Source organism: Ruminococcus sp. 5_1_39BFAA (assembly GCF_964240875.1).
GTDB lineage: Bacteria > Bacillota > Clostridia > Lachnospirales > Lachnospiraceae > Blautia_A.
Genome location: NZ_CAXSVO010000094.1, coordinates 1 through 977, shown reverse-complemented (window position 1 = coordinate 977; position 977 = coordinate 1). Strand labels below are relative to the sequence as shown.

The 977-nt window shown below is 53.9% G+C and carries 1 rRNA gene; it reads right to left on the bottom strand.

Going from position 1 to position 977, the window contains the following annotated elements:
• Positions 1 to 977, bottom strand: a 23S ribosomal RNA gene (locus ACESZH_RS23920); the annotation flags it as partial.

Sequence of the window (977 nt, the reverse complement as noted above, 5' to 3'; positions counted from 1 at the left end):
CCGGCCTTAGGATTCTCTCCTCATCCACCTGTGTCGGTTTACGGTACGGGTACGGTATGAACGATAGCGGCTTTTCTTGACGCATGGCTCACGGGCTTCGCTACTTTAATTCGCTCCGCTTCACGGATTCCCATTGAAGGACGGATTTGCCTGTCCTCCTGGTACCCCGCTTGCACCGGGCTCTCCATTCCCGGCTCCCGCTCTCCACACGTGTCCCCACAGTTCTGTCATACCGCAGTACAGGAATCTCCACCTGTTGTCCATCGGCTACGACTCTCGTCCTCGCCTTAGGCCCCGACTTACCCAGGGCAGATCAGCTTTACCCTGGAAACCTTGGATATTCGGCCATAAGGATTCCCACCTTATTCTCGCTACTCATTCCGGCATTCTCTCTTCCATGCAGTCCACAGCTCCTTCCGGTACTGCTTCATTCCGCATGCAATGCTCCTCTACCAATCTACATTAGATTCCTCAGCTTCGGTGGCGCGTTTCAGCCCCGGACATTTTCGGCGCAGGACCTCTCGACCAGTGAGCTATTACGCACTCTTTGAATGAATGGCTGCTTCTGAGCCAACATCCTGGTTGTCTTGGAGATCCCACATCCTTTTCCACTTAACGCGCACTTGGGGACCTTAGCTGGAGGTCTGGGCTCTTTCCCTTTTGACCGCCCAACTTATCTCGTGCGGTCTGACTCCTGATGACCAGTTACGCGGCATTCGGAGTTTGATATTCTTCGGTAGGCTTTGACGCCCCCTAGGAAATTCAGTGCTCTACCTCCGCAAACCTGCATCAAGGCTAGCCCTAAAGCTATTTCGAGGAGAACCAGCTATCTCCGGGTTCGATTGGAATTTCTCCCCTATCCACACCTCATCCCCACCCTTTTCAACGGATGTGGGTTCGGTCCTCCACTGCCTCTTACGGCAGCTTCAACCTGGACATGGATAGATCACCCGGTTTCGGGTCTACTCCTACTGACT